The organism is Pseudomonas xionganensis (assembly GCF_009763245.1).
Lineage (GTDB): Bacteria > Pseudomonadota > Gammaproteobacteria > Pseudomonadales > Pseudomonadaceae > Aquipseudomonas > Aquipseudomonas xionganensis.
In genome coordinates this window covers 1,752,472-1,778,817 of record NZ_WKJZ01000001.1, presented here as the reverse complement: position 1 = coordinate 1,778,817, position 26,346 = coordinate 1,752,472, and the positions used below count along the sequence as shown (strand labels likewise).

Here is a 26,346-nt window from a genome sequence, read left to right as displayed (position 1 = left end):
GCATAAATGCTCGGCTTTTTTGTTTACCACATCAGATCATCGGGAATCTGATAGGCCGCGTAGGGATCATCCGCCTCCGCCGCCTCGGTCGGCGTATTGAGCAGCACGATACGCCTGGGGTCGCGCTCCTGGATCTTCAGCGCGGCTTCCCGGGGAATCACCTCATAGCCACCAGCATGGCGCACGATGGCCAGGGAGCCGCGGCTGAGCTTGTCGCGCATCAGGTTGTTGACGGCCAGGCGCTTGACCTTCTTGTCGTCAACGAAGTTGTAGTAGTCCTCGCTGGTCAGCTTGGGCAGCCGCGAATGCTCGATCAGCTGCTTGACCTGAGCGGCGCGGGCCTTCTGCTCGGCCTTCTCCTGCTGCTGGCGATTGAGTTCCTGATCCCGCGCGGCCTTCTCGGCCATGGCCTGCAGGGCAGCGAGTTTCTGCGACTCATCCTTCTCGACCTGGCCCTTGTGCTCCAGGCGTTTCTGCTTCTGTTGCTGCTTGCCAACCTGCTTGGCCTGCTTTTCGTTGACCAGCCCGGCCTTGAGTAACTGATCCCGTAGTGAGAGAGCCATAACCTACCTTTCCAACCTTCAATAATAAGTGGGCGTACCCAGCGCAATCGTGACGCGTTATTCGTAGGATGGATGAAAAGAGCGTCATCCACCCTGCGGGCTCAACAACTCGGAGTCTGCTTTTCCAGCTTCTTGGCTTCGCCCCAGAGCGCATCCAGTTCTTCCAGGGGGCAATCTTCCATGTTGCGCCCGGCCTCGCGCAATGCCTGCTCGATAAAACGAAAACGCCGCTCGAACTTGCCATTGGCGGCACGCAGGGCAGTTTCCGGGTCGACCTTGAGATGCCGTGCCAAGTTGCTGACCACAAACAGCAGATCGCCGATTTCCTCGCCAATGGCTTCGGCATCGTTCTCGCTCATGGCCTCCAGCACTTCATCCAGCTCTTCGCGCACCTTGTCCACCACCGGCAGCGCCTCGGGCCAGTCGAAACCGACCTGAGCCGCGCGTTTCTGCAGTTTGATCGCCCGACTCAGAGACGGCAGCGCCGTGGGCACGTCGTCGAGCAGCGACAGTTGCTCAGGTGCTGCAGCCTTTTCGGCGCGCTCTTCGGCCTTGATCGCTTCCCAGCGCTGCTTGATCGCGGCTTCTTCCAGTTTGGCCACGTCCACCGCGCCATACAGATCGCCATCGGGGAACACATGGGGGTGGCGGCGTACCAGCTTACGGGTGATGCCATCGATCACCTGGGCAAAGTCAAAACGCCCTTCCTCACGCGCCAACTGGCTGTAATACACCACCTGAAACAGCAGGTCGCCCAGCTCACCGGGCAGATGGTCGAAGTCGCCGCGCTCAATGGCGTCAGCCACCTCGTAGGCTTCTTCGAGGGTGTGCGGCACGATGCTCGCGTAGTTCTGCTTGAGGTCCCAGGGGCAGCCGTGCTGCGGGTCGCGCAGACGGGCCATGAGGTGCAGCAGGTCGTCGAGTTGGTACATAGGCTTCCTTCGTAAACGTAGGCCTGAGCGTCGCGGGCGAAGGTCAGACAAGGCGGAGGGGGTGTGAAAAAGCGGATTTGGCTTTTGCCAATGAGCATTTTTCACACGCCCTGCAACGCCGTATGACCGAGCGCAGCAGCTCAGGAGACCCGGTGGCGGCTCGCTTCGATGATATTCGGCAACTGGGAAATACGCCCCAGCAACCGGCCCAATGCATCCAGCCCGGGAATTTCCACGGTAATCGACATGGACGCGGTGTTGTCGTCCTTGTTCGAACGGGTATTGACCGCCAGCACATTGAGCTTCTCGTTGAGCAGCACCTGGGTCACGTCACGCAGCAGGCCGGAACGGTCGTAGGCCTTGATGATGATATCCACCGGGTAGGTCTGCACCGGCACCGGGCCCCAGCTGACCTGGATCATCCGCTCCGGCTCGCGCCCGGCCAGCTGCAACACCGAGGCGCAGTCCTGGCGGTGGATGCTGACCCCGCGGCCCTGGGTGATGTAGCCGACGATCGGGTCGCCCGGCAGCGGCTGGCAGCAACCGGCCATCTGAGTCAGCAGGTTGCCGACGCCCTGGATCTGGATATCACCGCGCTTGCCCGGCTTGAAGCCAAGGGCCTTGCGCGGAATCAGCTCCAGCTGCTCGTTGGCCCGATCCGGCTCGACCAGTTGCTGGGCCAGGTTGACCAGCTGGGCCAGGCGCAGATCGCCGGCGCCGAGGGAGGCAAACAGGTCCTCGCTGGTTTTCAGATTGGCCTTTTCCGCCAGCTTGTCGAAATCCACATGGGGTAGGCCCAGGCGCTGCAGTTCGCGCTCCAGTTGCTGCTTGCCGGCGGCAACGTTCTGGTCGCGGTCCTGCAGCTTGAACCAGTGCACGATCTTCGCCCGTGCCCGGCTGGTGGTGACATAGCCCAGGTTGGAGTTCAGCCAGTCGCGGCTTGGCGTGCCGTGCTTGCTGGTGATGATCTCCACCTGCTCGCCGGTCTGCAGGCTGTAGTTGAGCGGCACGATACGGCCGTTGATCTTGGCCCCGCGGCAGTTGTGGCCGATTTCGGTGTGCACCCGGTAGGCGAAGTCCAGCGGCGTGGCGCCCTTGGGCAGGTCGATGGCGTGACCGTCCGGGGTGAAGACATAGACCCGGTCCGGTTCGATATCCACGCGCAGCTGCTCGGCCAGGCCGCCGATATCGCCCAGCTCCTCGTGCCATTCGAGCACCTGACGCAGCCAGGAGATCTTCTCTTCGTAGTGGTTGGAGCCGGACTTGACGTCGGTGCCCTTGTAGCGCCAGTGCGCGCACACGCCCAGTTCGGCCTCTTCGTGCATGGCCTGGGTGCGGATCTGCACCTCCAGCACCTTGCCTTCCGGGCCGAGCACGGCGGTGTGCAGGGAGCGATAGCCGTTTTCCTTGGGGTTGGCGATGTAGTCGTCGAACTCCTTGGGAATATGCCGCCACAGGGTGTGCACGATACCCAGGGCGGTGTAACAGTCACGCACCTGCGGCACCAGCACGCGCACCGCGCGCACATCGTAGATCTGGCTGAACTGCAGGCCCTTGCGCTGCATCTTGCGCCAGATCGAATAGATATGTTTGGCCCGGCCGCTGATATCGGCCTTGATCCCGGTGGCCTCCAGCTCCTCGCGCAGATGACTCATCACATCATTGATGTACTGCTCGCGGTCCAGGCGGCGCTCGTGCAGCAGCTTGGCGATCTGCTTGTACTGCTCGGGCTCCAGGTAGCGGAATGACAGATCCTCCAGCTCCCACTTGATATGACCGATGCCCAGACGGTGCGCCAGGGGCGCGTAGATATCGAACACCTCGCGGGCCACACGCTGGCGCTTCTCGTCGTCGGCCTCCTTCACCGCGCGGATGGCACAGGTGCGTTCGGCCAGCTTGATCAGGGCCACGCGCACATCGTCGACCATGGCTACCAGCATCTTGCGCAGGTTTTCCACCTGGGCCTGGGAGCCGAGCACCAGGGAGTCGCGGGGATTGAGCGAGGCGCTGATGGCGGCCATGCGCAGCACCCCTTCCACCAGCTTGGCCACCACCGGGCCGAACTGCTGGTGGACCGTCGCCAGGGGCACCTTGCCCTCGCGTACGCAGCGATAGATGACTGCTGCCACCAGGGAGTCCTGATCGAGTTTGAGGTCGGCGAGGATCTCGGCAATCTCCAGGCCGGCACGAAAGCTCGACGCCCCCTCGGTCCACAGATTCTGCGCGGCATTGGCCTGTTGCTCGGCCTCGCGGGCAAACTCGCAGGCAACCTTGAGCGCCTCGCGCTCCAGCGCCGGGTCGACGCTTAAGACATGATCGAGCCAGGCATCGAGGTTGATGCTGCCGTCGTCGTTGATCGGCTGATGCGCCCTGACCTGAACCATCTTGCTACCTTCCCTACGGCGGATTCCAGACCCACCGAACAGTCGCCGACTTATTCGCAGCCGGTCGGTTTAACCACTATCGGCGCAATCCCTGTGCGCCCCTGTTGCAACCAAGTGGGGGCTTGCCAGCACAAAAGCAAGCCACCGCATACTCTACTGCCGAACAAACAGCGCCATGGCTTCCACGTGCGCGGTCTGCGGAAACATATCGAGGATACCGGCGCGCTCCAGCCGGTAGCCCTGGGCCTGCAATTCGGCACTGTCGCGCGCCAGGGTCGCCGGGTTGCAGGACACATAGAGCACCCTCGCCGCGCCCAGTTTTGCCACGTGCTGCACCACCTGCAACGCGCCATCGCGCGGCGGGTCGAGCAACACCGCGGCAAAACCGCCCTTGGCCCAGGCTGCGTCAGCCAGCGGCTTGGACAGGTCGGCCTGGTAAAAGTGCGCATTACCCAGGCCATTGTCCTCGGCATTTTTTGCAGCCCGCTCGACCATGGCCTGTACCCCTTCCACCGCCACCAGCTCGCGCACCCGCCGGGCCAGCGGCAGGGCGAAATTACCCAGACCGCAAAACAGATCCAGCACCCGCTCATCGGCCTGGGGCGTCAGCCAGTCCAGAGCCTGGGCGATCATGGCGTCATTCACCGGCTGGTTGACCTGGACAAAATCTCCAGGGCGATACGCCAGACTCAAGCCCTCACCCTGCACCGCGTAACGAAGCGGCTGCACGGACTGATCAGGCTGCGGCTCGCCTTTACCCTGCAACCACAGCTGCGCCCCTTGCTCGGCGCAGAAATTGCGTAGCGCGGCCAGATCGACATCGGGCAAGGCACTGGTATGTCGCACCAGTACAGCGCAGGCCGTGCCACTGAACAACTCCACATGACCAATGGCCTGGGGCTTGGCCAGCGCCGCCAGGGTAACCGGCAGTGCACGCAGAATCGGCTGCAAGGGCTGTACCAGCACCGGGCAATCGTTGATGGCGATGATGGCCTGGCTGGCGGCGGCGCGAAACCCCACATCCAGGCGTTTGGCCTTCTGATCCCAGCGCACGGCAATGCGCGCACGACGGCGATAGCCCAGCTCCGGGCCGACCAGCGGCGCTGCCCACTCCCGGGGCTCGAGGCCGGCCAGGCGACTGAGTTGCTCGGCCAGCATGCGCTGCTTCAAGGCCAACTGATCGGCATGGGGCATATGCTGCAGGCTGCAGCCGCCACACACCCGGGCATGCACGCAGGGTTCGGTGCGGCGTTCAGGGCTGGCGCTCAGAATCCGCTCGACCCGCGCCTGCACCACCTTGCCCTGGGCGCCCAACACCCGCGCCTCGACCTGCTCGCCGGCCAGGGCGCCGCTGATAAACCAGGTACGCCCCTCGACAAAAGAGATGCCGCGGCCATCAGCCGCCAGGCGCTCAACCGTCAACTTCTGTTTTTTGCCCACCGGCACCTGAGGCGTACGGGTACCACCGCTGGGTTGAAAGCGCAGACCGCCGTCTTTCCTGGCCATCAGTTGCTCGGCGCGTCGTAAACGCCACTGGACAGGTAACGGTCGCCGCGGTCACAGATGATTGCCACCAGCACCGCGTTCTCCACCTCCCGGGACAGGCGCAGCATGGCCGCCACCGCACCACCGGACGACACCCCACAGAAGATGCCTTCCTCGCGCGCCAGACGGCGCATCACCTCTTCGGCCTCCTGCTGACCCATATCGATGATGCGATCGACCCGCTCGGCCTGATAGATCTTCGGCAGGTATTCCTCGGGCCAACGGCGGATACCGGGGATGGCGGCGCCTTCCATGGGCTGCAGGCCGACGATCTGCACCTCGGGCTTCTGCTCTTTAAGGAAGCGTGACACACCCATGATGGTGCCGGTGGTGCCCATGGAGCTGATGAAGTGGGTGATCTCGCCACCGGTCTGCTGCCAGATTTCCGGACCGGTGCTGCGGTAGTGGGCTTCGGGGTTGTCACCATTGGCGAACTGATCGAGCACCTTGCCGCGACCCTCGGCCTGCATCTGCAGCGCCAGATCGCGGGCCTCCTCCATGCCGCCAACCAGAATCAGCTCGGCGCCATAGGCGCTCATGGCCGCCTTGCGCTCGGCGGTGGAGTTGTCCGGCATGATCAGCACCATCTTGTAGCCCTTGATCGCCGCCGCCATGGCCAGGGCGATGCCGGTATTGCCGCTGGTGGCCTCGATCAGCACATCACCGGGCTGGATATCGCCACGCAACTCGGCGCGACTGATCATCGACAGCGCCGGGCGATCCTTGACCGAACCCGCCGGATTGTTGCCTTCCAGCTTGAGCAGCAGGGTGTTGCTGGTCTGACCCGGCAGGCGCTGCAGGCGCACCAGCGGTGTATTGCCGACACAATCGGCGATGGTGAGGTAGTGCTGGGTCATGGTGCGGCAAACATCCAAACAACGAGCGGGCCTCTATGATAACGGCAAAGCGACTCGCGCCGTAGCCCGCGCCACCTTCTCCCTGTCAATGCGCCACCCCAAGCCGCTACACTTCGGCCAGATGCATTTATCGGGCGAATCAGGAGGAAAGGCGTGATCAAGGATCTAGGCATCAAGGGCCGCGTGTTGATGCTCACGCTGCTGCCCACCAGCCTGCTGGCGCTGGTACTGGGCGGCTATTTCACCTGGGTGCAGCTGTCAGATCTGCAGGCGCAGCTGCTGCAACGCGGGCAGATGATCAGCGAACAGCTGGCGCCACTCGCAGCTCCAGCGCTCAAGCGCGGCGATGCCGTGCTGCTGCAGCGCATCGCCCAGCAGGCCCTAGAGCAGCCGGATGTGCGCGCGGTCAGTTTTCTTGCCGCGGAGCGCACGCCCCTGGCGCATGCCGGGCCGAGCATGCTCAACAGCGCCCCTGGCAGCCGTGGCCTGCAGGCAGCGCAAAGCAATAGCCAGGACGCCACACGCTTCCTTCTACCGGTGCTGCCCCAGCACCTGAGCCTGACCGGTGCGCCCCAGGACGAGCAGAACGACGCCCCCCTCGGCTGGGTCGAGCTGGAGCTGTCGCACCACAGCACCCTGCTCAGCGGCTACCGCAGCCTGCTGGCCAGTCTGCTGCTGATCGGTACCGGCCTGGCAATCACCGCCCTGCTCGCCCTGCGCATGAGCCGCACCATCAACGAGCCGCTGCGGCAGATCAAGCACAGCGTCGCCCAACTCAAGGAAGGCCACCTGGAAACCCGCCTTCCGCCCCTGGGCAGCCACGAGCTGGACGAACTGGCCTCGGGCATCAACCGCATGGCCGAGGCCCTGCAGAATGCCCAGGAAGAACTGCAGCACAGCATCGAACAGGCCACCGAGGACGTGCGGCAGAACCTGGAAACCATCGAAATCCAGAACATCGAGCTGGACCTGGCACGTAAGGAGGCCCTGGAAGCCAGCCGCATCAAATCGGAGTTTCTGGCCAATATGAGCCATGAGATCCGCACGCCCCTCAACGGCATCCTCGGCTTTACCAATCTGCTGCAGAAAAGCGAGCTGACCCCGCGCCAGCAGGACTACCTGGGCACCATCGAGAAATCCGCCGACAGCCTGCTGGCGATCATCAACGAGATCCTCGACTTCTCCAAGATCGAAGCCGGCAAGCTGGTACTGGAAAACATCCCCTTCAACCTGCGCGACCTGCTGCAGGACACCCTGACCATCCTCGCCCCGGCCGCCCACGAGAAACAGCTGGAGCTGCTCAGCCTGGTGTACCGCGACACCCCGCTGTCGCTGATCGGCGACCCGCTGCGCCTCAAGCAGGTGCTGACCAACCTGGTCAGCAACGCCATCAAGTTCACCCGTGAAGGCAGCATCGTCATGCGCGCCATGCTCGAAGACGAAAGCGCCGACCGCGCCCAGTTGCGCATCAGCGTGCAGGACACCGGCATCGGCCTGTCCGACGACGACTTGGGCGAGCTGTTCCAGGCCTTTACCCAGGCCGACAACTCCCTCAGCCGCCAGGCCGGCGGCACCGGCCTGGGCCTGGTGATTTCCAAGCGCCTGATCGAACAGATGGGCGGCGAGATCGGCGTCACCAGCAGCCCCGGCGAGGGCTCGGAATTCTGGATCAGCCTGAGCCTGCCCAAGGCCCGCGACGATGCCGAAGACCTGCCACGCCCTCCGCTGCTGGGGCGGCGGGCGGCGATTCTGGAAAGCCACGAGCTGGCCCGTCAGGCCCTGCAGCACCAGCTGGAAGACTGCGGCCTGGAGGTCAGCCCCTGCACCAGCCTGGATCACCTGCAACACCTGGTGCAGGAGGCGCAGCACAGCGCCCGGCCAATCGAGCTGGCGGTACTCGGGGTCAGCCTGCACAGCCTGCCCCCGGAGCAGCTGGGCCAGCAGATCGACAGCCTGGAGCGTCTCAACTGCAAGGCCCTGGTGCTCTGCCCCACCACCGAGCAGAGCCGCTACCACGCCAGCCTGCCGGATGCCCACAGCCAGCTGCAGGCCAAACCCGCCTGCACGCGCAAGCTGCAACGGGCCCTGGCCGAGCTGATCAGCCCGCGCCAACGCAGCCTGCTGCCGGCCGCAGCACCGGCGCCCACGGCAAGCCGGGCACCGCGCATCCTCTGTGTCGACGACAATCCGGCCAACCTGCTGCTGGTGCAGACTCTGCTCGACGACATGGGCGCCCAGACCCGCATCGCCCACAGCGGCTTCGAAGCCGTGGAACTGGTCCAGCAGGACCGCTTCGACCTGATCTTTATGGATATCCAGATGCCCGGCATGGACGGGCGCCAGGCCAGCGAAGCCATCCGCCAATGGGAAAACCAACAGGGCCGCGCGCCAGTGGCCATCGTCGCCCTTACCGCCCATGCCCTGGCCAACGAGAAGCGCGCCCTGCTGCAGAGCGGCATGGACGACTACCTGAGCAAACCCATCAGCGAACGCCAGCTGGCCCAGGTGGTTCTCAAGTGGACCGGCCTGCCTCTGCGCCAACACAGCGAAGTGACCAGCCAGCCGGCCCCTGCGCCCCAGCAGGAGGAACTGCGGGTACTCGACAGTGATGAAGGCCTGTGCCTGGCCGCCGGCAAGGCGGATCTGGCGGCCGATATGCTGCAGATGCTGCTGGCCGGTCTGGCCGCCGACCGCCAGGCCATCGCCCAGGCGCGCCAGGCAGGTGATCGCAACAGCCTGATCGAGCGGGTTCATCGCCTGCATGGCGCCACCCGCTACTGCGGCGTGCCGCAGCTGCGCGCCGCCTGCCAGCGCTGCGAAACCCTGCTTAAACAGAACGACCCGAGCGCGACCCAGGCCCTGGATGAGCTGGACCAGGCTATCGAGCGCCTGGCCTGTGTCACCCAGGTCAGCGCCTGAGGACAGTCTATGCAGATCACCTTTTTCAGCAGCAAACCCTACGACCAGAGCAGCTTTCTCGCCGCCGACCTGCCACAACACTGGCAGCTGCATTTTCAGGAGGCACGCCTGCGTCTGGACAGTGTCGAACTGGCCACCGGCAGCGAGGTGATCTGCGCCTTTATCAACGACGAATTGTCCGCACCGGTACTGGAACGCCTGGCCGCTGGCGGTACACGCCTGATTGCCCTGCGCTCGGCCGGCTATAACCATGTCGATCTGCACGCGGCCCAGCGCCTTAATCTGACCGTAGTCCGGGTGCCGGCCTACTCACCGCATGCCGTGGCCGAACATGCCCTGGCCCTGATCCTGACCCTCAACCGGCGCACCCACCGCGCCTTCAATCGTACCCGCGAAGGCGATTTCTCCCTGCACGGCCTGACTGGCTTCGACCTGCATGGCAAGACCGTGGGCGTCGTCGGCGCCGGGCAGATCGGCCTGACCTTCGCCCGCATCATGGCCGGTCTCGGCTGCCAACTGCTGCTCAATGATCCGCATCCCGTGGCTGAATTACCGGCCGGCGCGCGCCAGGTGGGCCTGGACGAGCTGCTGGCAAGCAGCGATATCCTCAGCCTGCACTGCCCCCTTACCCCCACCACTCAGCATATGATCGACGCCAGGCGCCTGGCGCAGATGAAGCGTGGTGCCATGCTGATCAATACCGGGCGCGGTGCGCTGATCGATACCCCCGCATTAATTGGTGCCCTGAAAAGCGGCCAGCTCGGCTACCTGGGCCTGGACGTCTATGAAGAAGAGGCCGAACTGTTCTTCGAGGACTGCTCCGATGCACCGCTGCAGGATGACGTGCTGGCGCGCCTGCTGAGCTTCCCCAATGTGCTGATCACCGCCCACCAGGCCTTCCTTACCCAGGAAGCCCTGGCCGCCATTGCCAGCACCACGCGCGACAATATCCAGGCCTGGCTGGACGGGTTGCTGCTCAACCAGGTTTTGCCGCCTGCGTGATAGCATGCGCCACCTTCTGGAGGACCCATGGCCGAACACGATTTTCGCTACAACCTGCTCAACCCCGAACACACCCTGATCGAGTGCCGCGCCCTGGCGCCGGGCCGTTACCAGGTCACCGGCAATGGCGGCTCGGTGCAGAGCGGCGACGATTTGCTGGTCACCCTCAAGGGCAGCCGCGATCTGTTTATGCGCCTGCACGCCGAGAAGGTTCGCCACCTGATCAATCCGCCCGGCCAATGGGTGGCGGTCACCAGCGGCCCGGCCTTCCGTGAGCTGGCCATCCATAACTGGCAGGTCAAGTGCGACAGCTGCAATACCGAGCTGGATTTCGAATTCGCCGTGGACGCCGCCCTGGGCAAAAAGGCCCAGGGCCCTGCCGCCGAAACACGTATCCGTGAGCTGGGCTGGACTCAGCAACAGGACAAGCACCTGTGCCCCAAATGCCAGAGCGCAGCAGCATGAGAGCCCTGCTGCCGATCCTGCTCGGCGCCAGCCTGCTGGGCTGCGCCAGTGTGGGGCCACAACTGCAGTACGAGCATGGCTACCGGGTGGAATGGATCGGTGAGCGCCCGCTGATCGACCGCAGCCACCTGAGCATCACCTTCGGCAGCGATGGCCGTGCCTACGGCAGCGCCGGCTGCAACCACTGGTTCGCCGGCTACAGCGAGAAGGATGGTCAGCTACGCCTTGAGGCTCCCGCCAGCACCCGCAAGCTCTGCGCTCCGGCGCTGATGGAGCAGGAACAGCGCTTTCTCGCTGCCCTGGCCCAGGTGCAACGCTGGGACTACAACGGCATCGGTCAGCTGCAACTGTGGCCGGCCAGCGGCAAGCCGATTCGCCTGTGGGCTGAATAAGTCCAAAACATACAAGCGCATAGGGTGGATAACAGCGCAGGCTGAGCCATTGGCGGACAAGCCTTCGGCATGTCCGCCCTACGGCGCAAACAGCTCCAGCTGCTCATGGCGACCGCGCAGATCCACCAGGCGCACCCCCACCCCCAGCAAACGCACCGGCTTATTGCCGCGGGCATGGGCGGCCCCCAGCAATAACTGGTAGCTATCCAGATCCCGCCGCGCCCCGCTCTGCTCCAGGGTGGTCTGGCTGAAGTCGTGGAACTTGACCTTGACGAAGGGCTTGCCCGGTCGATAACTGCCATCCAGCCGCGCCATGCGCCGCTCCAGCTCGCCCAGCAGCTCGGGCAACTGGGCCAGACAGGCGGCCAGATCCGGTAGATCCTGTTCGAAGGTGTTCTCCACGCTGATCGACTGACGCCGACTGTCGGTCTGTACGGCGCGCTCATCGATGCCCCGGGCCAGGCTCCACAAGCGCTCGCCAAAGCTGCCGAACTCGCGCACCAACGCCAGCTTGGGCCACTCGCGCAGGTCGCTGCAGTGGCGGATGCCCTGGCGCGCCAGCTTCTCGGCGGTGACCTTGCCCACCCCATGCAGCTTGCCCACCGGCAAGGCAGCGACAAAGTCCTCGACCTGATCCGGGGTAATCACGAACAGCCCATTGGGCTTGTTCCAGTCACTGGCAATCTTGGCCAGGAACTTGTTCGGCGCCACCCCGGCGGACACGGTGATATGCAGTTGCTGCGAAACGCGGCGGCGAATTTCCTGGGCGATGCGCGTGGCGCTACCGGCAAAGTGCGGGCTGTCGCTGACATCCAGATAGGCCTCATCCAGAGACAGCGGCTCAATCAGCTCGGTGTAATCGCGAAAGATGGCGTGAATCTCCCGGGAGGCCGCCTTGTAAGCGTCCATCCGCGGTTTGACGATCAACAGATCCGGACACAGCTTGAGCGCCTGCCCCGACGCCATGGCCGAGCGCACCCCGTAGCTGCGCGCCTCGTAATTGCAGGTGGCGATCACCCCGCGGCGATCCGCCGAACCGCCCACGGCCAGCGGCTTGCCCTGCAGGCGCGGGTCGTCACGCATCTCGATGGCGGCGTAGAAACAGTCGCAATCCACATGGATGATTTTTCTTTGACGGGTAAGCGGTTGATTATTCAATGGTTTCATCAGAGCTTCGGGTTTGATACCCGCTTTGATACCCGCTTTTTTATACACGGCAGATAGCATATATCAGAATGAAAAATAGCCCCCAGGCTGGCGTATACCCTGACCATGCCCTCAAGGGCTGGCAGGTTGTTTTTCAAAAACCTGTCAGGCGCGCTCCGCCAGGGCCATGCGCACACCGAAACCGATCAGCACGCAGGCAAACAGCCAGCGTTGTAGCGTGCGAGCCAGAGGTGTCTGTGCCAGCCAGCGACTAAGTGCCGCCCCCGCTCCGGCATAAAGCAGATCGAAGATCAGCCCCGTGAGCACCAGCACGATACCGAGCAGGGCAAACTGCGCAGGTACTGCCCCCGCCTCCAGATGAATGAATTGCGGCAACAGCACCGAGCAGAACAGCAGCGCTTTGGGATTGCTGATGTTGGTGAACACGCCCTTGCGCCAGGAAGCGCGCCAACCGCTCCTTTTGCGGCGCTCTCCTGCGGCCGGGAATGACTTAATCAGTGAGGCCGCACGGAAGATTCTGATGCCCAGCCAGATCAGGTAGGCGGCGCCCAGCAGACGCAGTCCCTCGAAAACCTCAGGCGCAGCCTTGAGTATCGCGCCTAGCCCCAGCGCCGCCATCAGCACATGCGCGCCTCTGGCCACGGCAAGGCCGGCAGCAACCGCCATGGCATGGCTGCGCCCCTGGGTAGCCGCTGTTTGCAGCATCAGTACCATGTCCGGGCCTGGTACCAGATAAACAACCACCAATGCCCCGACAAAGATCCACAACTCGGCCATCACACCCCCTGCGACCTTGTTCTAAAACCCAGAAAGTATTTTTTAATCAAGCACTTGCTGATTCTTTATGGCGGCTCAGCACAACCCCAACCCGATATATTCTTTTTTATTCTAAGCATAGAACCAAAAAACAGTTACGCTCTATCTTAAATGAATACCCCTACAGGTATAGCACTGGAGCCTAACCATGCACCCTCATGTAGAAGCGTTTTTCGACCCTGCCACCTACACCTATAGCTATGTTGTGATCGATCCGGGCAGCAAACGCTGCGCCATCATCGACTCGGTGCTGGATTACGACCCGGCATCCGGGCGCACTTCGTACAAGAGTGCCGATCGCCTGATCGACTATGTGAAGGCCAATGGCCTCGAAGTCGAGTGGCTGCTGGAAACCCACGTGCACGCCGACCATTTATCCGCCGCGCCCTACCTCAAGCGCGAACTGGGTGGAAAACTGGCCATTGGCGAAAACATCACCCTGGTGCAGAACACCTTCGGCAAGCTATTCAACGCCGGCAGCGAATTCGCCACCGATGGCCGCCAATTCGATCAGCTGTTCAAGGATGATGACACCTTCCAGGTCGGCGCCATCGAAGCCAGGGCCATCCATACCCCGGGGCATACCCCCGCCTGCATGACCTACCTGATCGGCGATGCCGGCTTTGTCGGCGACACCCTGTTTATGCCGGACTACGGCACTGCCCGCTGCGACTTCCCCGGTGGCGATGCCCATACCCTGTTCCAGTCGATCCGCAAGCTGTTTGCCCTGCCCGACGCCACGCGCCTGTTTATGTGCCATGACTACAAGGCACCAGGGCGTGAGGACTACCGCTATGAAACCACGGTGGCCGAAGAGCGCGCACACAACGTGCACGTCCATGAAGGCATCAGCGAGGCTGATTTCGTCGCCATGCGCAAGGCTCGTGACGCCACCCTGGGCATGCCGACCCTGATCCTGCCCTCGGTGCAGGTGAATATGCGCGCCGGGCAGTTGCCGCCTGCCGAGGACAACGGCACGCGCTACCTGAAAATCCCCCTCGACGTGCTCTGAGGTGCAGCCATGGACTCGCTCAAGCGTCTGACTCCGTTCTTCGCCGTCGCCGCGCAGCTGCAGCCTGCCGATATGGGGGCACTGGCTGCGGCTGGTTTTCGCTGTGTCATCAACAACCGCCCCGATAATGAAGGCGAGGGACAGCCCAGTTCCGAGGCCATGCGCGCCGCCGCACTGGCCAGCGGCCTGGACTATCACTATCTGCCAGTGGTTTCAGGGCAGATCAGCGATGCCGATGTCAGCGCCTTTAGCCAATTGCTCAACCAGGTACGCGGCCCCGTACTGGCGTTCTGCCGTACCGGCACCCGCTCCAGCAGCCTCTGGGCCCTGAGCGAAGCCCATCATCTCGACCCCCTGGCCTTGCTCAGTGCAGCCCGGAAACAGGGCTACGACCTGACCGGCCTGGCCCCGCGCCTCGAACAGCGCTGGCAGAATGCCCCACTCAATGTGCCACAACCCAACACTCGTCCCACACAGCGCTATGACGTGGTGGTAGTGGGGGGTGGTGCGGCAGGGTGTGCCGTCACCGCGAGCCTGCTGCGCCGCGCCCCGCAGCTGCGTATCGCGGTGATCGAGCCGCGTGATCAGCACTACTACCAGCCAGGCTGGACCCTGGTCGGTGCCGGCATATTTGACCGTGCCCGCACCGAACGCCCCATGGCCCGCTGCATCCCCCAGGGCGCCCAGTGGATTCGCGCTGCCGTGGCCGGTTTCGAAGCGGACGAACAGCGCGTGGTACTGGAAGATGGCAACCGGGTGGGCTACCGCGCCCTGATCGTCTGTCCCGGCCTGAGCCTGAACTGGGATGCGGTCGAAGGTCTCAAGGAAACCCTGGGCAAGAACGGCGTGACCTCCAACTACCAGTTCGAACTGGCGCCCTACACCTGGCAACTGGTACAGAACCTGCGCCGCGGCCGCGCCCTGTTCACCCAGCCACCGATGCCGATCAAGTGCGCCGGCGCGCCGCAGAAAGCCCTGTACCTGTCCTGCGACTGGTGGCGCAAAGAAGGCGTACTGAAGGATATCGAAGTGGAATTCTGCACGGCCGGCGCCGTGCTGTTTGGCGTATCGACCTTCGTCCCGCCGCTGATGAAATACGTCGAACGCTACAACGCACAGCTCAACTTCAACACCACCCTCAGCGCCGTCGATGGTCCGGGGCGCAAGGCCTGGTTCAAGCAGGTGGATGCCGCCGGCAACAGCCAGACGATCGAGAAGAGTTTCGACTTCCTGCATGCCGTGCCCGCCCAGTGCGCGCCGGAGTTTATCCGCCAGAGCCCCCTGGCCAATGCCGATGGCTGGGTCGAGGCCGACCACGAAACCCTGCGCCACCCGCGCTACGGCAATATCTTCAGCCTGGGCGACGTGTGCGCCGCACCCAATGCTAAAACCGCCGCGGCGGTGCGCAAACAGGCCCCTGTGGTGGCCGAAAACGTGATCGCCGTGCTGGCCGGCAAAGGCCCCCAGGCCCTCTATGATGGCTATGGCTCCTGCCCGCTGACGGTCGAGCGCGGCAAGGTGGTGCTGGCCGAGTTCGGTTACGGCGGCAAGCTGCTGCCGACCTTCCCGCTTGACCCGGCGGTTCCGCGGCGCATGGCCTGGGAGCTGAAGGTGAAGATGATGCCAAGCATCTACTTCGACCTGATGTTGCGTGGCCGCGAGTGGCTGGCAGAACCCCGGCATCTGCCCCATGAGCCCCTGCCGGTGGAAGCGCCCGCCGCCTGCAACTTCGAGAAGGAAACCGGCCAATGAAACTGAGCCGCTGGCTGCCCTGCCTGGAGTGGGGGCGTCGCTACGATCGCAACAGCGCGACCCAGGACGGCCTGGCGGCGCTGATCGTGACCCTGATGCTGATACCGCAGAGCCTGGCCTACGCCATGCTGGCCGGGCTGCCACCCGTCACGGGCCTGTATGCCAGCATCCTGCCGTTGCTGGCCTATGCCCTGTTCGGTTCCAGCCGTACCCTGGCGGTCGGGCCGGTGGCCGTGGTCTCGCTGATGACCGCTGCGGTGCTGGCCCCGCTGTTCCCCGCTGGCAGCGCGGAATATATCGGCGCAGCCATGTTGCTGGCGCTGCTGTCCGGTTTGCTACTGGCCCTGATGGCAGTATTGCGCCTGGGCTTTCTCGCCAACTTCCTCAGCCACCCGGTGGTTTCCGGCTTTATCAGTGCCTCGGGCATCCTGATTGCCGTAGGCCAGCTCAAGCACCTGCTGGGGCTTTCGGCCTCCGGAGAAAGTCTGCTGCAGATTCTGCCGCAACTCTGGCAGAACCTGCCGCAAAGCCATTGGCCCACCCTGCTGATCGGCCTGCTCAGCCTGGTCTGGCTGTGGTGGTCAAGGGCCCGGCTGAAGGCGCTGCTGCAACGCCTGGGGTTGTCGTCACAGAGCGCTGGCAACCTGGCCAAGGCCGGGCCGGTGCTGGCCATCGTGGTGGCCATAGTCGCCGTCACCTGGCTGCAGCTGGACCAGCTTGGGGTCAGGGTGGTCGGTGCCATCCCTCAGGGCCTGCCCGGCCTGACCCTGCCCACCCTCGACCTGAACCTGGCCCTGCAACTGCTGCCGGCGGCCTTGCTGATCAGCCTGGTCGGGTTCGTCGAATCGGTCTCGGTCGGCCAGACCCTGGCAGCCAAACGACGCCAGCGTATCGAGCCGGACAATGAACTGCTCGGCCTTGGCGCCGCCAACCTCGGCGCCGCCTTCAGCGGTGGTTTCCCGGTCACTGGCGGCTTTGCCCGCTCGGTGGTCAACCATGATGCCGGCGCGCAGACGCCCATGGCCGGAGTCTTTACCGCTGCTGGCATCGCCCTGAGCGTAATGCTGCTGACGCCGCTGCTGCACAACCTGCCCCAGGCCGTGCTGGCCGCCACCATCATCGTCGCGGTGCTGAGCCTGGTCGACCTGGGCTCACTGCGTCGTACCTGGCGCTACTCGCGCCAGGACGGCAGCGCACAGCTGGCCACCCTGCTCGGCGTGCTGCTGATTGGTGTGGAGGCTGGCATCCTGATCGGTGTGGCACTCTCGCTGCTGCTGTTTCTCTGGCGCACCAGCCAGCCCCATATGGCGGTAGTCGGCCAGGTGCCGGGCAGCGAGCACTTTCGCAATGTCGAACGCTTCGCCGTGATCGAGGCCCCCAGCGTGCTGTCGCTGCGGGTCGACGAGAGCCTGTATTTTCCCAACGCCCGCTACCTGGAAGATCGCATTGGCGAACTGATCAGCTCGCGGCCCCAGGTTCGCCATTTGGTGCTGATGTGTTCCGGGGTCAACCTGATCGATGCCAGCGCATTGGACTCGCTGGAAACCATCACTGAGCGACTCCATACCGCCGGCGTGCAGCTGCACCTGTCCGAGGTCAAGGGACCGGTGATGGATCAGCTGCGCCGCTCCAGCTTCCTCGACCACTTTGGCGGCCAGGTGTTTATCAGCCAGTTCGAAGCGCTCAGCACCCTGGCCCCACAGAACACCCAGTCCGGTTTGCTGTACGGGCAACCCACCCCTGATCAATCAAGCAAAATAGACAGGCAATCGAGATGAAAAGCGCCCATGACCTGGTTACAGCAGCCAAAGCCTGCATTCACGAAGTCGAACTGCCGGATGCCGACACCGCCATTCGTGAAGCCGACGTGCTGATCGATGTACGCGAAGCGGACGAATTCCATGCCGGCCATATTCCCGGCGCCATCAACATTCCTCGCGGCCTGCTCGAATTCAAGCTGAGCAATGAAACTGAGCTGGCGGCGCGGGACCTGAAGCTGGTGCTGTATTGCAAGAACAGTGGCCGTTCCGCCCTGGCGGCCCAATCCCTGCAGGACATGGGTTATCTGCAGGTACGCTCGATCCAGGGCGGCTTCGAGGCCTGGGTCGCGGCCGACAAGCCCGTGGTCAATCCCAGCCTGCCCAGCTTCGACTGAGGCACTGGGCCTGTGCCACTCTGCAATCGAAGACCGCTGCCACAGTCTGCTGCGCAGCGGTCAGTGCGTCAGAAACTAAATACCTTGCGCTGGGCTTCCAGCATGGCGCGGGCCATGGCGTCAGGCTTGGCGATAGATACCCCCTCCTTGAGTTGCCCCTGGGTATAACCAGTGTTCGGCAAATAGAGCGCACAGACCGAAGCAGTGGCACCTTTTTGCATGGCGGCATTGAGCAGTTGCGCCGGAGTCACATCATTGGGCTTCAGGGCTTCGCCGCCCGCCTCCTTGAGCGCCAGGGCACCCGCCTGGTCGCAAAGCAGAATATCCACCTGAGCCCCCTGCGCCTGCATCTGGTTGGCCAGCACCATGGCCATGCCCTGGGTCATATTGCTGGCGTCACTGAGTATGACCGTTACCGCCTGGGTTTCGGCCATGGCCAGGGAGGTGAAACCGGACAGTGCAACGGCTGTGAGTAATTGCTTCATGTGTTTCTCCTTGATCAGCAAAAGATGCAGTGGCGTCAGTCAGGCCGGCAGCCGTAACTCATCACATAATACCCCTATGGGTATATTGCACATCCTAGACTTTCCGCTACCCCGTGCCCAGCCGCTCGGCCGCGACATAATGTCCGCCATGGTGTCCTGGACGACCGCCTGACCGAGCACAGGCATCGGCTTCATCAGCAGATCGACGCTGGCCTGCTCTGCAGCTGCTGCCAGCACAGCAGTCGATCAGCCGTGGGCAATGCCTCTGCACTGTGCCCGAGCAGCAACACCGTGCGCCCCTGCAGCCAGGTATCGAGGCCTGGCTTGATGCGCTCGCGGGTGGCCTGATCGAGGCCGGAAAAGGGCTCGTCGAGTATCACCACCGGCGCATCCCGAAGCAGCACCCGGGCCAGGGCCAGGCGTCGCCCTTCGCCACCCGACAGCTGCCTGCCGCTCTCCCCGACCCAGGTGTTCAGGCCGGCGGCAAAGCCTTCCACCGTATCGGCCAGATCAACCATCTGCAGAACCTGCCAAAGCTGTTCATCGCTGACATTGGGGTTACCCAGCAGCAGGTTGTCGGCGATGCTGCCATGCAACAGCTCGGTTTCCTGAGTCAGGTAGGCCACCTGGCTACGCCAGGCGTCCAGAGCGAACCGGTACAAGGGGATACCCGCCACGCTGACCTGTCCGGCATCCGGGTCAATCAGGCGCGCAGCCAGTGCCGCCAGGGTTGACTTGCCGCAGCCGGAGGGCCCGACCAGGGCCAGGCGCTCGCCGGCAGACAGGTGCAGATCGAGCTGGGCAATGCCGGCATGTTCGACCTCCACCGCCTGCCAGCTCAGGCTGATTTTCTCCGGTATGAGGACCGGTTTATCCGGGCTGTGCAGGCGTCCGGCCAGGGCCACCTGCTGGTTGAGGCGGGCCGCTGCCGCACAGGTGGCCCCCCATTGACCGAACGCCGCCGGCAACGCGGCAAAGACTTCGTTAAGGGCCATCAATGCCAGGGCAATCAGCACCACCAACGGCCCGCTGAGCAGCCCCTGCTGGTAGGCAAAAACCCCGGCAAACAGGCCCAACAGACTCGCCCCCAGCACACCAAACAGCCCCAGTGACTGGCCCAGCAACACACGCCCCTGCAAGGCCAGCTGTTCATCCAGCAGTTGCTGGCTGCGTTCCAGCAGGGCTTGGCGATGCAGCCCCAGGCTCGCGGCTGCCGACAGCTCGGCCAGCCCCTGCAACTGCTCGATGCACTGCACGCGCAAGCCATCCAATTGTTCCACACGCCTGGCACTCAGGCGCAATCCGGCCGCGGCCATACCGAGCGTCACCAGCAGCAACAAAGCCAGCAGGAGCAACAGCAGGGTCAAGGCCAACCCCGGATGCACCAGCGCCAGTAGGGCACCGACCAGCCCAATCGCCAGCAGCGCCACGGCAGGAGGCGCCAGCAAGCGCAGGTAGAGGGTGTCCAGGGCGTCGATATCGGCGGTCAGGCGATTAAGCCACTGGGCGGCGCGCAGCTGCCCCAGGGTCGCGCCATCCAGTTGCGCCAGGGCGCTGAAGTGACGCACCCGCAGATCCGCCAGCAAGCCGAGTACCGTGTTGTGGTTGAACACCCGCTCGCAGTAGCGGGCCAGGGTGCGCGACAGGGCAAAAAAGCGGATACCGCCACCCGGCACATAGATATCGAACAGCACCTTCTGCCCTGCAGCCCAGAGCAATGCGGTGACCCCGGTTGCGGTGATAAACCAGCCCGACAGGGCCAACAAGCCGATGGCGCTGAGCACCGTCAGCAACATCAGCAGCGCGCCCATCAGCAGCCGGCCACGCCATTGCCGCATGTGCTGCAGCCAGGGCAACAACTCACGCATCGATCAGGCTCCCGTTGCTCAGGCGCAGCACCCGATCGGCCATACGCATCAGGGCCGGGTGATGGGTGGCCATGATCAGGGTACGGCCAGCGGCGGCCAGGGCCTGCAGGGCCTCGACCACTTCCGCTTCGCTCTGTTCATCGAGGCTTGCGGTCGGCTCGTCGAGCAACACCAGCGGCGCATCGCTCAGCCACACCCGTGCCAGGGCCAGGCGCTGGGCCTGGCCACCGGAAAGCCCGCGCCCGCCTTCACCCAGCGGGCTGTCCAGGCCCCGCTCTTGCGCAGCCAGCAGCTCACTCAGGCCAACCGCTGCCAGCGCCTGCCCCATGGCGGCCGGCTGCGCATCCGGTGCGGTCAGACGCAGGTTTTCGGCCCAGCTGCCTTTGATAAGAAACGGTCGCTGCCCCATCCAGGCCAGCGGCCGCGCACCGGGGGCATGGCCGAATATGCTCACAACACCGGCATCCGGCTGCACGAAACCGGCCAGGCAATGCAGCAGGCTCGACTTGCCCGAGCCCGAGGGGCCGACCAGGGCGATCACCTCCCCCGCCGCTACATGCAGATCAACCTCGCGCAGGATCAAGCCGCGCCCGGCATAGCCAAGGCTCAGCCCCTGCACGTGGATCTTGCCGCCGTCAGCGTCCGGTGGTGCAGTCACCGGCATAGTGACGGGCACCTCCAGCGCCTCCAGTTCGGCCAGGGTATCGGCCGCCGCCAGCGCCGCTGCCCGGTCATGGTAATGCTGGGCCAGGCTGCGCAACGGCTGGAAAAACTCGGGGGCCAGTAGCAGGATAAACAGGCCGCTGAACAGACTCAGCGCCGGCGATGGACCGTAGCTGATATAGCCGAGCAGACCGAAACCGATATACATGGCCACCAGGGCAATGGCCACCGAGGCAAAGAACTCCAGCACCGCCGAGGACAGGAACGCCACCCGCAGCGTCTCCATGGTGATGGATCGATAGCGCTGGGTGGCCTGCTCCACGCTGGCAATCGAGCGCCCTACCTGACCGAACAGCTGCAGGCTGGTGAGGTTGCGCACCCGATCGAGAAACTGTCCGGCCAGACGCCCGGCTTGCAGTACATGACGCTGACTGATGCGCTCCGCACTCATCCCCACAAGAGCCATAAATAGCGGAATCAGCGGCGCGGCGAACAAAAGAAACAGGGCCGCCAGCCAGTCGAGCCAGAACACCACAGTTAGCAGGCACAGGGGCACCAGCAAGGCCAGCCATTGTTGCGGCAGGTAGCGGGCATAAAAACCATCCAGGGCGTCCACCTGCTCGACCCACTGGTTGCTCAGGCTGGCGCTGGGCTGGGCTGCCAGGCGCACCGGGCCGAGCCTGGCCCACAGGGCACTGAGTTCAGCGCGTACCCGCTGGCGCACACGGGCACTGGCATGCTGGCCCAGGCGCTCCTGCACGGCCTGGGCCAGCACCCGCAGCAATAGCGCCAGTACCAGCCCAAGCATCATCGGCCAGAGGCTGGCCGGCGCGGCGGCCTCAATCAACAGGGCGTGCACCAGAGCGGCCATAAGGCCCATCTGCAGGATAATCGCCAGAGTCCCCAGCAGCCCAACCGCTACGGCCCCCAACAACAGGGGCCGTACCGCCCGCTGATGACGGGCCAGCCAGCGGCGGCTGCGCTGTTTGCGCGTGCGTTCAGTGATAGCCTTCACCCGCCCGCACCTTGCCGCGGAACACCCAGTAGGTCCAGGCGGTATAGGTCAGCACGATGGGGATCACAAACAGCAGGCCCAGCAGCAGGAACAGCTGCGATTCCGGGGCCGAGGCCGCATCCCAGATAGTGTGATTCGGCGGGATGATATAAGGCCACTTGGTCACCAGCAGGCCCAGGTAAGTGAAGACAAACAGGCCCATGGTGGCCATAAAGGGCATGGCCTCACGACGCTTGCGCAGGCTGCGGAAAATCTGCAGCGCACACAGGCCGGCCAGCAGCGGAAATATCCAGATCAGACCGATGGACGAGAACCAGCGGGCGTAGGCGGAAGGATCGATCCAGGGAGTCCAGACGCTGATGGCGACAAACACCAGCAGCACGGCAGCCAGCAGCTTGGGCGCCAGTTTATAGGCCCAGTCCTGGATATAGCCTTCGGACTTCATGATCAGCCAGGTACAGCCCAGCAGCGCATAACCGGCCAGCAACCCCAGGCCAGTGAGTACGGTAAAGGGCGTCAGCCAATCCAGGGCGCCGCCCACATACACCAGGCCCTCGGTGTTGAAGCCCTGGATATAGGCCCCCACCACCGCTCCCTGGGCGAAGGAGGCGACAATCGAGCCGCCGGCAAAGGCCCAGTTCCACAGGTAGCGCGAGGTATTGGCCTTGAAGCGGAACTCGAAGGCCACGCCGCGGAAGATCAGCCCCGCCAGCAGCAGAAAGACGCCGATATACATGGCCGGCAGCAGCACCGAATAGACCAGCGGGAAGGCCGCCAGCAGCCCGGCCCCGCCGAGCACCAGCCAGGTCTCGTTACCGTCCCAGACCGGTGCCACCGAGTTCATCATCACATCGCGGGCCTGCTCGTCCGGGGCGAAGGGAAACAGAATGCCCACCCCTAGGTCGAAGCCATCCATCAGCACATACATGATGATGCCGAAGGCGATGATCACCGCCCAAATCATGGAAAGATCAAACGGCACCATATCAGTGCTCCCCCTGTTCCAGACGTACGTGGGTTGCCGATAGCGGACGCGATGCCCGCTCCACCTCATGGGTTGCCTCGGCGCTCAGGTCTTCTTCCAGACCGTCCTGCAGTACGCGCATCAGGTAGTACAGGCCGGCACTAAAGACCACGGCATAAACCAGGATGTAACCGATCAGGGTAAACAGCGCCATGCCACCGGTCAGCGAGGGCGTCAGGCCCTGGGCATGGGTCATCACCCCGTAGATCAACCAGGGCGCCCTGCCCGCTTCGGTCACCACCCAACCGGCCAGCACTGCCAGGAAAGGCGTGATGCTCATCCAGCGCATGCCATTGAGGAACCAGGGCGTTTGCCAGTAGCGACCACCCCGACGTAGCAACAAACCGGTCAATCCGAAGGCGATCATCAGCAGTCCGATGCCGACCATCACCCGGAACGACCAGAACACGATCCACACAGGCGGTTGCTCTTCGTAAGGCACCTCGGCAATGCCCGGCAGCTCGCCTTCCCAGTCGTGGGTCAGGATAAAGCTGGCCAGCTTGGGGATGGCAATCTCGAAGTGGTTGGTCTGCGCCTGTTGATCAGGCCAGGCAAACAGCAGCAGCGGCACGCCGGATCCACGTTGCCAGTTGCCCTCCATCGCCGCCACCTTGGTTGGCTGATGTTCCAGGGTATTGAGGCCGTGGTAATCACCTACCACTGCCTGGGTAGGGGCAATAAGCAGGATCATCCACAGGCTCACCGACAGCGCCTTGCGGTTCAGCTCCACCTCACGCTGGCGCAGCAGGTACCAGGCACTGACCCCAGCCACCACAAAGGCACCGGTCAGGAAGGAAGCCAGGGCCATATGCATAAAGCGATAAGGGAAGGATGGGCTGAACAGTGCCTCGGACCAGGAAGCCACATGGATCATGCCATCACGCAGCTCGGTGCCCACCGGGGTCTGCATCCAGCTGTTGGCCGAGAGAATCCAGAACGAGGAGATAAAGGTTCCCAGGGCCACCATGCACGCGGCAAACAGATGCACGCCCTGGGGCACCTTGTCGCGGCCGAACAGCAGCACGCCGAGGAAGGCTGCCTCCAGGAAAAAGGCCGTAATCACCTCATAGCTCAGTACCGGCCCGAGGAAGTTCGAAGCCGCATAGGAGAAATTGCTCCAGTTGGTACCGAACTGGAAGGCCATGACGATGCCCGAGACCACCCCCATGCCGAACACCACGGCAAACACCTGAATCCAGAACTTGGACAGGCGCTCCCAGGTTGGGTCACCGGTACGGAAGGACATACCCTCCAGAAAGGCGATAAAGGAGGCCAGGCCAATAGTGAACACCGGAAAGATGGCATGAAAGCAGACCACAAAGGCAAATTGCAGCCGCGAGAGGAAAAGCGGGTCTAATTCCATCTGAGCATGTCCTGTAAGCGGAACTGACTGAACGGCCAGACCAGGCGAGAGCCCGTGCCAGCGGCATCGAGTGTAGCCCAGCACACTCCCTGGGGTATGTGGACCAATTGCCGCACCCGAGCAGCAACGTAGCAGCGCCATTCGCGGGTCTCTCAGCCAGCTTCACCGGCAAGCGCTATTTCCCGATTGCAGCATAGCGGTCAAAAACAGTTAAGATCATGATTAACTGTTTACCCCACAGGGTATATAACTCAACCCGCAAACCGAGGCCACCGGTTACTGGCCGGGTACCTTGATCCTGACTCACACGAGGACACCACGATGAAAAGGCTTATTGCCGCCGCCTGTTTCAGCCTGCTCAGCCTGACAACCCAGGCAGGCGAGATCGCCATTACGGCCCAGGAGGTCTACGCCAAGATCCAGCAGGCCGAACCGAATCTGCTGTTTGTCGATGTACGCGATCCGGTGGAAATCATGTTTGTCGGCTTCACCGATGCCGTTCACGTCAATGTGCCCTACCTGCTGGTGGATCGCAGCCAGTGGGACGCTGATCGAGGTACCTACCGGGTTACACAGAACCCCGCTTTTCTTGATCAGATCCGCACAGAACTTGAAAAGCGTGGCATGGGCCAGGATAGCGAAATCATCACGATGTGCCGTTCCGGTAGTGAGCGCGGCAAACCCAGCGCGGACTTCCTGCGCGCCAATGGATTTGCCAATGCACGCTACGTGATCGATGGTTTCCAGGGCCCTAGCCGTAAAGACGGACCGCAAGCAGGCATGCGTCTGGATAGCGGCTGGCAGAACAGCGGGCTGCCCTGGAGCAGCAAGATGAACGCAGAAAAGATGTACCGCCCCTAGTTCTCTCTGCAGAAAAATCTGGGGAAAACCTCTAAAAGACCGGCTCAGGTGTACTTGGTGAAGATGGCGCGCACCTGAGCCAGTTTTTCGCTGTTGCTCTGATCCGGGCTGAGAATGGCATCCTCGGCCAGACACACCAGCATCTGTTGGTAGGCCTTCTCTAGGGCCTTGCGCGCCGCACTGAACTGCTGTGCAACCGCCTCGCATTCATCTCCACGACGGATCATGGCCTGAATACCCCGTATCTGCCCCTCAACCCGAGCGAGACGCTTGAGGATGGCATCAGGGCTTTTAGAGTCTTGGTCTTGCATGTTCTGCTCCCGAAGTGAATCGCCCCTTGCTTTGTAAAGGGCGTCTCGCCCAAGTCAGAGCACTAAGGTCTAGCCTGATTTTTGAGGGTAGGAGTTTGCCTCAACCTTGGCACGCGGGATATAGCCAGGAGACTTAAGCCCGCGCGCCACCAAGGACGGGCGCGATTCCCGCCCCGGACTAGCCTGGAGAATTGGGCTATCTGCCAGAGAAAGAGCGGGCATCAAACCACCTCAATTGCGCCTTTACTACTGGCCGGCCCAGTACAACAGCGAACTCAGAGCGTCGAAAACCTGCGCCCGGCGCGGATGGTAATGCGTAACATAGCCAGGACGGACACGCTGCGCAGCCAACAGGAATTTCCCCAGTTGTCGCCATCTGCCAATTTTCCCGCCCCGCCCCATTCATGACCGGACTCCCGCCCACCCCGAATGGCAGAGCCATGCCCCAGCCAGCCGGGAAACCGGGCTAACTGGCTGAGCGAAAAGGACTTCCTGCAAAACTTTGCCTTGACATACTGTCTTTCAAGGCTAGAATGGCGGCCGCGGGATGGAGCAGTCTGGTAGCTCGTCGGGCTCATAACCCGAAGGTCGTCGGTTCAAATCCGGCTCCCGCAACCAGATACTCTAAAAAGGCCACTCAAACGAGTGGCCTTTTTAGTTTCTGCCATTCGACGATTTAAGTTATTGATTAAAAAGCACGAATCCATTGACAAAAGTTCGTTTCTATATAGAATGGCCGGCGCGGGATGGAGCAGTCTGGTAGCTCGTCGGGCTCATAACCCGAAGGTCGTCGGT

At 63.3% G+C, this 26,346-nt stretch carries 22 protein-coding genes and 2 tRNA genes (1 of these 24 only partly in view); 11 read left to right on the top strand and 13 right to left on the bottom strand.

Translation table 11 applies throughout. The features are described from left to right. Positions 1-23: 23 nt before the first annotated feature. The 5 genes from GJV18_RS08185 to cysM all read right to left on the bottom strand — a co-directional run bounded on the left by GJV18_RS08185 (position 24) and on the right by cysM (position 6,281). Entirely contained in the window at positions 24-563 is a 540-nt protein-coding gene (locus GJV18_RS08185) for a DUF2058 domain-containing protein (protein WP_160344318.1), read from the bottom strand. 101 nt (positions 564-664) lie between these two features. Continuing rightward, a complete protein-coding gene (mazG, locus tag GJV18_RS08180) occupies positions 665-1,495 on the bottom strand; it encodes a nucleoside triphosphate pyrophosphohydrolase (RefSeq protein WP_160344316.1) in 831 nt (276 codons plus the stop codon). A gap of 140 nt (positions 1,496-1,635) precedes the next feature. Then, positions 1,636-3,879: a GTP diphosphokinase gene (relA, locus tag GJV18_RS08175; protein WP_160344314.1), complete on the bottom strand. Its 2,244-nt coding sequence runs from the start codon at positions 3,877-3,879 to the stop codon at positions 1,636-1,638. A 153-nt stretch (positions 3,880-4,032) separates the two neighbouring features. Next, entirely contained in the window at positions 4,033-5,385 is a 1,353-nt protein-coding gene (rlmD, locus tag GJV18_RS08170) for a 23S rRNA (uracil(1939)-C(5))-methyltransferase RlmD (RefSeq protein WP_160344312.1), read from the bottom strand. Beyond that, positions 5,385-6,281, bottom strand: a complete 897-nt coding sequence (cysM, locus tag GJV18_RS08165) for a cysteine synthase CysM (protein ID WP_160344310.1) — start codon at positions 6,279-6,281, stop codon at positions 5,385-5,387. Before cysM ends, rlmD begins: the two co-directional genes overlap by 1 nt. 153 nt (positions 6,282-6,434) lie before the next feature. Here cysM and GJV18_RS08160 point away from each other — a divergent pair, with 153 nt between their 5' ends. The 4 genes from GJV18_RS08160 to GJV18_RS08145 are packed head-to-tail and all read left to right on the top strand — an operon-like array spanning position 6,435 to position 11,059. Further along, positions 6,435-9,200 carry a response regulator gene (locus GJV18_RS08160; RefSeq protein WP_160344308.1) on the top strand — a complete coding sequence of 922 codons (2,766 nt, stop codon included), beginning with the start codon at positions 6,435-6,437 and terminating at the stop codon, positions 9,198-9,200. Positions 9,201-9,209: 9 nt separating this feature from the next. After that, a complete protein-coding gene (locus GJV18_RS08155) occupies positions 9,210-10,202 on the top strand; it encodes a 2-hydroxyacid dehydrogenase (protein WP_160344306.1) in 993 nt (330 codons plus the stop codon). A 27-nt stretch (positions 10,203-10,229) separates the two neighbouring features. Continuing rightward, complete coding sequence (locus GJV18_RS08150) at positions 10,230-10,667, top strand: hypothetical protein (RefSeq protein WP_160344304.1); 438 nt, start codon at positions 10,230-10,232, stop codon at positions 10,665-10,667. Then, complete coding sequence (locus GJV18_RS08145) at positions 10,664-11,059, top strand: META domain-containing protein (RefSeq protein ID WP_160344302.1); 396 nt, start codon at positions 10,664-10,666, stop codon at positions 11,057-11,059. The genes GJV18_RS08150 and GJV18_RS08145 overlap by 4 nt, the downstream gene beginning before the upstream one ends. Before the next feature lie 78 nt (positions 11,060-11,137). Here GJV18_RS08145 and dinB read toward each other — a convergent pair whose 3' ends face one another. After that, positions 11,138-12,226 (bottom strand): DNA polymerase IV, encoded by a 1,089-nt coding sequence (gene dinB / locus GJV18_RS08140; protein ID WP_160344300.1) that lies wholly within the window; start codon positions 12,224-12,226, stop codon positions 11,138-11,140. Between the two features lie 144 nt (positions 12,227-12,370). Next, a complete protein-coding gene (locus tag GJV18_RS08135) occupies positions 12,371-13,003 on the bottom strand; it encodes a LysE family translocator (protein ID WP_160344298.1) in 633 nt (210 codons plus the stop codon). Between the two features lie 187 nt (positions 13,004-13,190). On the opposite strand from GJV18_RS08135, the gene GJV18_RS08130 reads away from it, so the two are divergent. Genes GJV18_RS08130 through GJV18_RS08115 form a run of 4 tightly spaced genes read left to right on the top strand, consistent with a single transcriptional unit; the run spans position 13,191 to position 17,961 of the window. Continuing rightward, complete coding sequence (locus GJV18_RS08130; protein ID WP_160344296.1) at positions 13,191-14,054, top strand: MBL fold metallo-hydrolase; 864 nt, start codon at positions 13,191-13,193, stop codon at positions 14,052-14,054. A 9-nt stretch (positions 14,055-14,063) separates the two neighbouring features. Further along, the gene (locus GJV18_RS08125) at positions 14,064-15,806 is read left to right on the top strand and encodes a bifunctional protein tyrosine phosphatase family protein/NAD(P)/FAD-dependent oxidoreductase (RefSeq protein ID WP_160344294.1); all 1,743 of its coding nucleotides are present in this window, start codon (positions 14,064-14,066) and stop codon (positions 15,804-15,806) included. Continuing rightward, the gene (locus GJV18_RS08120) at positions 15,803-17,584 is read left to right on the top strand and encodes a SulP family inorganic anion transporter (RefSeq protein ID WP_160344292.1); all 1,782 of its coding nucleotides are present in this window, start codon (positions 15,803-15,805) and stop codon (positions 17,582-17,584) included. Before GJV18_RS08125 ends, GJV18_RS08120 begins: the two co-directional genes overlap by 4 nt. After that, on the top strand, positions 17,581-17,961 hold the full coding sequence (locus GJV18_RS08115) for a rhodanese-like domain-containing protein (protein ID WP_160344290.1): 381 nt from the start codon (positions 17,581-17,583) through the stop codon (positions 17,959-17,961). The genes GJV18_RS08120 and GJV18_RS08115 overlap by 4 nt, the downstream gene beginning before the upstream one ends. Before the next feature lie 68 nt (positions 17,962-18,029). Here GJV18_RS08115 and GJV18_RS08110 read toward each other — a convergent pair whose 3' ends face one another. The 5 genes from GJV18_RS08110 to GJV18_RS08090 form a co-directional block, all read right to left on the bottom strand. Next, on the bottom strand, positions 18,030-18,446 hold the full coding sequence (locus GJV18_RS08110; protein WP_160344288.1) for a DsrE family protein: 417 nt from the start codon (positions 18,444-18,446) through the stop codon (positions 18,030-18,032). 194 nt (positions 18,447-18,640) lie between these two features. After that, on the bottom strand, positions 18,641-20,314 hold the full coding sequence (gene cydC / locus GJV18_RS08105; protein WP_160344286.1) for a thiol reductant ABC exporter subunit CydC: 1,674 nt from the start codon (positions 20,312-20,314) through the stop codon (positions 18,641-18,643). Continuing rightward, entirely contained in the window at positions 20,307-21,992 is a 1,686-nt protein-coding gene (cydD, locus tag GJV18_RS08100; protein ID WP_178113421.1) for a thiol reductant ABC exporter subunit CydD, read from the bottom strand. The genes cydC and cydD overlap by 8 nt, the downstream gene beginning before the upstream one ends. Continuing rightward, complete coding sequence (gene cydB / locus GJV18_RS08095; RefSeq protein WP_160344284.1) at positions 21,976-22,977, bottom strand: cytochrome d ubiquinol oxidase subunit II; 1,002 nt, start codon at positions 22,975-22,977, stop codon at positions 21,976-21,978. Before cydB ends, cydD begins: the two co-directional genes overlap by 17 nt. Position 22,978: 1 nt before the next feature. Then, on the bottom strand, positions 22,979-24,379 hold the full coding sequence (locus GJV18_RS08090; protein ID WP_160344282.1) for a cytochrome ubiquinol oxidase subunit I: 1,401 nt from the start codon (positions 24,377-24,379) through the stop codon (positions 22,979-22,981). A gap of 321 nt (positions 24,380-24,700) precedes the next feature. On the opposite strand from GJV18_RS08090, the gene GJV18_RS08085 reads away from it, so the two are divergent. Further along, on the top strand, positions 24,701-25,240 hold the full coding sequence (locus GJV18_RS08085; RefSeq protein ID WP_160344280.1) for a rhodanese-like domain-containing protein: 540 nt from the start codon (positions 24,701-24,703) through the stop codon (positions 25,238-25,240). Positions 25,241-25,284: 44 nt separating this feature from the next. Here GJV18_RS08085 and GJV18_RS08080 read toward each other — a convergent pair whose 3' ends face one another. Further along, positions 25,285-25,551 carry a metal-sensing transcriptional repressor gene (locus GJV18_RS08080; RefSeq protein WP_160344278.1) on the bottom strand — a complete coding sequence of 89 codons (267 nt, stop codon included), beginning with the start codon at positions 25,549-25,551 and terminating at the stop codon, positions 25,285-25,287. 541 nt (positions 25,552-26,092) lie between these two features. Here GJV18_RS08080 and GJV18_RS08075 point away from each other — a divergent pair. Then, a tRNA-Met gene (locus GJV18_RS08075) sits at positions 26,093-26,169 on the top strand. A gap of 122 nt (positions 26,170-26,291) precedes the next feature. Then, positions 26,292-26,346: transfer RNA gene (locus tag GJV18_RS18575), tRNA-Met, on the top strand; it runs 122 nt beyond the window's last position.